Origin of the sequence: Chryseobacterium sp. T20 (assembly GCF_047345655.1) — a bacterium.
Classification (GTDB): domain Bacteria; phylum Bacteroidota; class Bacteroidia; order Flavobacteriales; family Weeksellaceae; genus Chryseobacterium.
The window spans coordinates 177573-185088 of record NZ_JBLFDU010000010.1 but is presented as its reverse complement, the minus strand read 5'-3'; the positions used below and the strand labels follow the sequence as shown (position 1 = coordinate 185088).

Annotated in this window: 5 protein-coding genes; 3 read left to right on the top strand and 2 right to left on the bottom strand. The window is 38.6% G+C overall.

Going from position 1 to position 7516, the window contains the following annotated elements:
* The first annotated feature begins 388 nt into the window (after window positions 1-388).
* Window positions 389-2515: a DNA topoisomerase 3 gene (locus ACMA47_RS19940; protein ID WP_413931189.1), complete on the top strand. Its 2127-nt coding sequence runs from the start codon at window positions 389-391 to the stop codon at window positions 2513-2515.
* Between the two features lie 492 nt (window positions 2516-3007).
* Here ACMA47_RS19940 and ACMA47_RS19935 read toward each other — a convergent pair whose 3' ends face one another.
* Together ACMA47_RS19935 and ACMA47_RS19930 are read right to left on the bottom strand one after the other, a co-directional pair.
* Window positions 3008-3430, bottom strand: a complete 423-nt coding sequence (locus tag ACMA47_RS19935) for a hypothetical protein (RefSeq protein ID WP_413931188.1) — start codon at window positions 3428-3430, stop codon at window positions 3008-3010.
* Window positions 3431-3524: 94 nt separating this feature from the next.
* Window positions 3525-4394, bottom strand: coding sequence for a helix-turn-helix domain-containing protein (locus ACMA47_RS19930; RefSeq protein WP_413931187.1), 870 nt, complete (start codon window positions 4392-4394; stop codon window positions 3525-3527).
* A 102-nt stretch (window positions 4395-4496) separates the two neighbouring features.
* On the opposite strand from ACMA47_RS19930, the gene ACMA47_RS19925 reads away from it, so the two are divergent.
* Together ACMA47_RS19925 and ACMA47_RS19920 are read left to right on the top strand one after the other, a co-directional pair.
* Window positions 4497-5903 carry an aldehyde dehydrogenase family protein gene (locus ACMA47_RS19925; protein WP_413931186.1) on the top strand — a complete coding sequence of 469 codons (1407 nt, stop codon included), beginning with the start codon at window positions 4497-4499 and terminating at the stop codon, window positions 5901-5903.
* 11 nt (window positions 5904-5914) lie between these two features.
* Window positions 5915-7468: a GMC family oxidoreductase gene (locus ACMA47_RS19920; protein ID WP_413931185.1), complete on the top strand. Its 1554-nt coding sequence runs from the start codon at window positions 5915-5917 to the stop codon at window positions 7466-7468.
* The last annotated feature ends 48 nt before the right edge of the window (window positions 7469-7516 follow it).

Below are 7516 nucleotides of genomic sequence, written 5' to 3'. Positions count from 1 at the left end.
GTTTCCTATTCCTTTTTCCAATAAGGTTATTCTTAAAATTAAGTCTTTATGATTTATTGCAAACTTACCACGCAAAGTTGAATATATCTTTTTTTAAATTCTAAGGGAGCAAAGATGGAATCAATGAAATTGATTCTTTCCAAGCTTGTGGATTATCCTTTTGCTTCATCAGCGACTTTAGTCGTATTTCTTTGCTCCCTCAAGTAAATAATAGAATTCAATAACCTTTGTGTTTAAATAAGTTGATAAATTATATGGTAAAACTTTACATCTTTAAGAATACAAAACGTAATTTACTCTTTCTCAACTCTAAGACCTCAACATTCAACGAAATTTGAAAAGTCAAAAAAATTCCCGATTTTTGCACTCCTTCAATAAACCCGAGTTCATGAAATTATGTATTGCCGAGAAACCCAGTGTTGCCAGAGATATCGCCAAAGTATTGGGCGCTACCACGTCTAAACAAGGCTATATGGAAGGAAACGGCTATTGCGTAACATGGACGTTCGGACACCTTTGTACCCTGAAAGAACCCCACGACTACGGTCCACAGTTCAAATCCTGGAATCTCTTTTCATTACCCATTATTCCCAACAGCTTTGGAATCAAGCTGATCCCGAATAAAGGCGTTGAAAATCAGTTTAAAGTAATCGAGAAATTAGTAGAAGAATGTGATGAAGTCATTAATTGTGGGGATGCCGGGCAGGAGGGAGAACTCATTCAGCGTTGGGTCTTGCAGAAAGCAAAATGCAATAAGCCGATTCAGCGTTTATGGATTTCTTCATTGACGGAAGATGCCATTAAAGAAGGTTTTGCCAGTTTAAAACCGGCAGAAGATTATAAAAACCTTTATCTGGCTGGAAATGCCAGAGCCATAGGAGATTGGCTACTGGGAATCAATGCTACCAGACTTTTTACGAAAAAATTTGGAGGGAATAAAGCCGTTCTTTCTATTGGAAGAGTGCAAACTCCAACGTTGGCAATGCTTGTGCAGCGTCAGAAAGAAATTGATGCCTTTACCACAGAAGAATATTGGGAACTGAAAACCAAATACCGTGACGTGATTTTCAATGCAGCGATCGATCGTTTAAAAACATTGGAGCGTGCTGAGAAAGGATTGGAATATCTTAAAGTCAATCCATTTGAGATCGTTTCTTTCGAAATTAAAGAAGGAAAAGAAAAAAATCCACGACTTTTCGATTTGACCGGACTTCAGGTTGAAGCCAATAAAAAATATGGATATTCAGCAGAAAATACACTGAATTATATTCAAAGTCTTTACGAAAAGAAACACGTGACTTACCCTCGTGTTGATACGACTTATCTATCCGATAGTTTATATCCGAAAATAACAGGGATTCTTCAGAAAATGTATCCGTATCAGGATTTGATTGCTCCATTATTGGAAGCTCCGATTCCAAAATCAAAAGCTGTTTTCGATGATACAAAAGTAACCGATCACCATGCCATCATTCCTACGGAAATTCCACCTTCTCAGAATTTGAGCAGGGAAGAAAAACTGATTTATGATCTGATTGCAAAACGTTTCATTGCTGTTTTCTATCCGGAATGTAAAATTTCCAATACTTTAGTAGAGGGAAAAGTAGGAACCATTCCTTTCAAAACCAGCGGAAGACAGGTTCTTGAAGCAGGATGGAGAGCCGTTTACGCCAAAGAACCAAAAGAAGAAACCACCGATAAGGAAAAAGAAAAAGAGGAAGAACAGACGATCCCTGAATTTATTGTAGGAGAAACCGGACCCCACGATCCGATGATCCACCAGGGAAAAACGACTCCTCCAAAACCTTATACCGAAGCAACATTGCTGAGAGCGATGGAAACTGCCGGAAAACAGGTAGAAGATGAAGAACTGCGTGAAATGCTGAAGAACAACGGGATTGGAAGACCATCTACCCGTGCCAACATCATCGAAACCCTTTTCAAAAGAAAATACATTGAGAAGAAAAGGAAAAACCTCATCGCTACTCAAACCGGAATCCAGCTAATCGATACCATCGAAGACGAGCTGTTAAAAAGCCCGGAATTGACCGGAGAATGGGAATCCAAACTTCGTAAAATTGAAAAAGGAGAGTATGAAGCCAATCTTTTCAAAGAAGAACTGATTCAGATGGTGACAGAACTCACTGAAAAAGTGGTGTACGGAAAAGGAAAAGTGATTACTCTTCAGGAAGAAGAAAAAGAAGAAGTAAAGGAGAAGAAAAAAAGAGAACCTGCTCAGAAAAAAGAATTGCAGTCCTGGGAAGAAACAAAATGCCCGAAATGTAAAGAACACAATCTGATCAAAGGGAAAACCGCTGTAGGCTGCTCCGATTTCAAAAACTGTGGCTTTAAAATTACCTTTGAAATTTTCGGAAAAAAATTATCAGATAAACAGCTTTTAGATCTGGTGTTAAAAGGAAAAACTTCAAAATTAAAAGGCTTCTCTACCCATGCGGAAGCGATCACAGAAGGTGTTTTGACTTTAAGTGATGATTTCCAGGTACAATTGAGCTGATTTTGAGTTTAATCTAAACATCTGTCCAATCCACTCAATCCGTGAGAGGATAAAAATCTGTGACAAATAAATTAAGTATTACCGTTTAGTGGAGAATACGGGATTCGAACCCGTGATTTTTCAATACTGAGTTAAGCGTATAGATTATTTTATATCTGGATTCCTACGGAATGACAAACTGTATGGATAAACTATGCGTTGTATTTGTCATTCTGAAAGAATCCCACCTTACAATTTTCTAGCTATCATGTAACCATAATCCATTTTATCGGAGATAAAAATCCTTGCGCCTTACAACATAGAGCTTAGGACAAAACTAGCGCCTTTGCGTTTTCCAACCTATTAGACATAGTTTCTTTCAGAATGACAAACTGTACGGATAAACTGTGCGTTGTATTTGTCATTCCGCAGGAATCTAACCTTATACTTTTCTATGCAGTCACTATTTTTACTTTACTTACAAATATTCAAAGAATTTTTGACTGGGTGGTTTTACCGGAACAACCTCTCATACCAAGCCCCAACATCACTCTTAATCTCCTCATGATGCTTACATAAAATCATTGCAAGGTCCAGCTCAGACCTTTCAGATTTATAAGGATTCAATGTAAGAAACCCAAAGAAATTTCCATCCTGATCCAGAATTGCAGGCGGATAAGAAGCATAAGTATTCCACGGAGAGTAAGGTCCATAAGTGCTTCCGTAGTTTCCATAGGTATTCCAGATAGATTTTGAACTCAATGTATTTCCATAATCACTGAACTTATTCCATATCGAATTTTTATCAAAATTATCACAATTTAAGCATCCCAAATATTGAGTCTGATCTGCACCACCATACAAATGCAGCGTCTGCGCATGAAAAATACAGCATAAGAAAAGACTTAAAATAACAAACACTTTTTTATAATACATAAGATGATTACTTTATTGAATAATGATAACTGCCAGAAATAAAAAGAATCGTACTAACCTCCATCTTCTCGCTTCCATCTTCCAACTTTATCTATCAATCTATTTTAAATTTTTTCGGTGATTTTCCGGTGATCTGAGTGAATTTTCTATAAAAATATTCCAAGGTATTAAAACCGGATTCAAAACATATATTTTTTATTCCAATTTCTGGATTGCTGATCAAAAGCTGCTTGGCGTGTTCTATTCTCAACTGGATAATATATTCTACGGGAGTACAGTTGTAAGAATGCTTAAACTTTTTAAACAGATTGGCTTCACTCATTCCTGCAATCACAGCCAGTTTCTTGATGGTAATCGGTTCTCGGTAATTTTGTTTGATAAAATGAACCACTTCCTGAAGTCCGTTCTGCATAGTTGCTGTATTGTCAGAATGGAGCAGGATATGCTTTGCATTGGTCTTCATCAGCTCATAAATCAGTTCTTTCAGGCTTAAGCTTAAAAGAAAATCCGAGGTATTATGAAGATTTCCGTCAATTCTTCTGTTATAAAGATTGGTAAGGCTTCTCCATAAAGACTCATCCGAGCTTACGAACTTTTTCACTGCATTTTCTTTCATCATTATTCCCGTTCTGTCCCAATCCGGATGCCAGTTTTCAATCACTTCAGAAAATACACTGTCAATATATTCCTGTTCAATATCCAATACCAGACATTTCGTGGGTTCTTTGAAAATGGGATGGATATCTATGCTCAGTTCTTTATTGCAGGGCGGAATAAATACACTTCTTTCATTAAACTCAAAAGTTTCATCCTCACTGCGAATAATCTTATTGCCACTCAACATCAGCGTGATGACAGGCTTTTCAAAATAGAAAGGAAAATCATGACAAACTACATTCGTTTCAAATACATTCAATTCACCAAAAGGAATGCTGAAAACAGTTCTTTCTTCGATCTTTTCCATGATAGGTAGAGTTTAGGTTAAAAAAAATAGAGAATAGGTAAATGATTTATATCATGTTATTGCCATTTTCGAACTACGTAAAATACAAAATAATTTAAAACAATGGAAAATACATCAGCAGTCAAAGAAACCCATACTCCAGATACCCGGTTTTTATCCCTAAATCCTTCTACCTTAGAGGTTATAGGCGAAGTAACCAATACTTCCCGTGAGGAGATTGATGCTAAAATTAAGAAAGCAAAAAAAGCCCAGAAACTATGGTCAGCAAGACCGGATGCGGAAAGAAAAGAGATTTTATTACAAGTAGCGGAAGCTCTACAGCAAAATTCAAAACACCTTGCAGAATGGATCACCCGCGAGCAGGGAAAACCGTTGAATGGTCCTGGAGCTAATTTTGAAATGCAGGCTTGCGTTGGCTGGACACAAGTTCCTGCATCTCTGGATTTACCCGAAGAAATTGTTTTCGAAGACGACACCCGAAAAGATATTTTATACAGAAACCCGATTGGAGTAGTAGCTGCCATTGCTCCCTGGAACTGGCCTCTGATGATCGCTATCTGGCAGATTATTCCTTCATTGAGAATGGGAAATGCAGTCATCATTAAACCTTCTGAATATACCACTTTCTGCAGTCTGGAAATGATAAAAGTGATCAACAGTGTACTTCCTGAGGATATTTTACAAGTGGTTACAGGAAAAGGAGATGTTGGAGGTTACCTTACCTCACATCCGGAAATTGGGAAAATTATGTTTACAGGTTCCATTGCTACAGGAAAAAGAGTCATTGAAGCTTCTGCTAAAAATATGGCCCGATTAACCCTTGAATGTGGAGGAAATGATGCAGGAATTATTTTACCTGGGCTTGATGTCTCCAAGTATATTGATGGAATTTTCTGGGGAGCGTTTCTGAATATGGGACAAACCTGTGCCTGCTTAAAAAGGTTATACGTTCATGAAAATGACTATGAAAAAGTTGTAAAGGCGTTGGCAGAGTACTCTTCCAATATTCCGATGGGGAATGGAGCTGATGAATCCAGCGTTTTAGGGCCTATCCAGAATAAAATGCAGTATGATAAGATTCAGGATCTGATTCTTGATGCTGAAAATGTGGGGGCAGACTTTATATTCATAGGACAGAAACCTGATCTGGAAGGCTATTTTATTCCCGTAACTCTGGTTGGAAATGTAGATAACGGAGACAGAATTGTAAATGAAGAACAGTTTGGCCCTGTGCTGCCAATTATTAAGTATAAAACATTGGAAGAAGCTATCAGCAAAGCCAATGATTCAGAAAACGGGCTGGGAGCTTCCGTTTGGAGTGATGATCTTGACGAAGCCCAGAAAGTCGCTGCACAATTGGAAGCAGGAACGGTTTGGATCAATCAGCATGGCGCTATTCACCCGTTTGTTCCCTTCGGAGGTGCAAAACAATCCGGCTATGGAGTAGAATTCGGAATAGAAGGATTAAAAGCAGTTACAGTTCCTAAAGTCATCAGCATTAAAAAATAAAGTTAGAACTCATGAAATACGATTTTATAATTGTCGGATCCGGTTCGGCAGGCGCTGTAATAGCCAACAGATTAAGTGAAAACGAAAATATAAATGTCCTTTTACTGGAGGCAGGTCCCGATGATAAAGTTGCTGAGGTTGAAGAACAGGCCGGCTGGCCCACTATATGGAATACCGAAAGAGACTGGGCCTATCATACCGTAGCACAGGAATATGCAGGAGGAAATACAAGATACTGGCCTCGCGGTAAAACATTAGGTGGTTCAAGCTCCATCAATGGAATGATCTACATCAGAGGGCATCAGCAGGATTATGATAGTTGGGCTTATAAAGGATGCGTTGGATGGGACTGGGAAAGTGTTCTGCCTTATTTTAAGAAATCAGAAACCCATGAAGAAGGTGCAGATGACATTCATGGAGGGGAAGGGCCGCTTTTTGTAAGCCGTATCAAACACCCAAATGCCATTTCAATAAGTGCTATTGAAGCCTGTAAAGAATTGGGCTATCCTTTGACAGATGATTTTAACAAAGAAATCTGGGGTGCAGGTCTTAACCATCTCAGTGTAGGAAAAGACCATAAAAGATGTTCTACGGCAAAAGCATTCTTAGATCCTGTGAAATCGAGACCCAATCTGCATATTCATACCAATGCGTTGGCTCAGAAACTGATTTTTGAAGAAAACGAGTGCATTGGAGTTCAGTATTTGAAAAACGGTGAATTAGTAGAAGTAGAAGCAGAAAAAGAAGTGATTATATCCTGTGGAACCATAGAATCTGCCAAACTTCTGATGCTTTCCGGAATTGGTGATCGACAGGAATTGGAGTCAGTAGGAATCCCAGTGGTAAAAGACCTGAAAGGAGTTGGGAAAAACCTTCAGGATCACCTGCTGACCAGTGTTATTTTTAAAGCTAAAAAAGAAATTCCCGCTCCGGAAGCTAATTTATTGGAAGCTCAGTTATTCTGGAAAAGCAAAGAAGAAATGGTTTTCCCGGATCTTCAGCCTTTGTTTATGGGACTTCCTTACTACAGCCCGGGATTCACAGGGCCCGAAAATGCTTTTACATTCTGTGCAGGATTTATAAGACCAGCCAGTAAAGGATATATCAAACTGGCTTCTTCCGATCCTTCTGTATCACCGGAAATTAATCCGATGTATCTTTCTGAAGAATCAGATCTGGAAGCCCTTTATCAATGCGTTGAAATATGCCGTGAAATGGGAAGAACAGAAGTTATGAAAGAATGGAATGACGGTGAAATCTATCCCGGAGAAGGAAAAACAAAAGAAGAAGTGATTGATTATATCAAAAAATCATGTTCCACCTATCATCATATGACCGGAACCTGTAAAATGGGAATCGACAGCCATTCTGTAGTAGATCCGAGACTGAGAGTATACGGAATAAAAGGACTAAGGGTAGCAGATGCATCCATTATGCCGGATGTGGTTTCCGGAAATACCAATGCACCTACCATTATGATTGGTGAAAAAGCAGCCGATATGATCAAGGAAGATCATCATCTGAAAGCGTCAGGTTCATCTGAAAAGTTATCGTTTGTTGTGTAAGAAGGGTTAAAAACCTTGAAAAGAAGCCGTTTCATATGTATGGAGCGG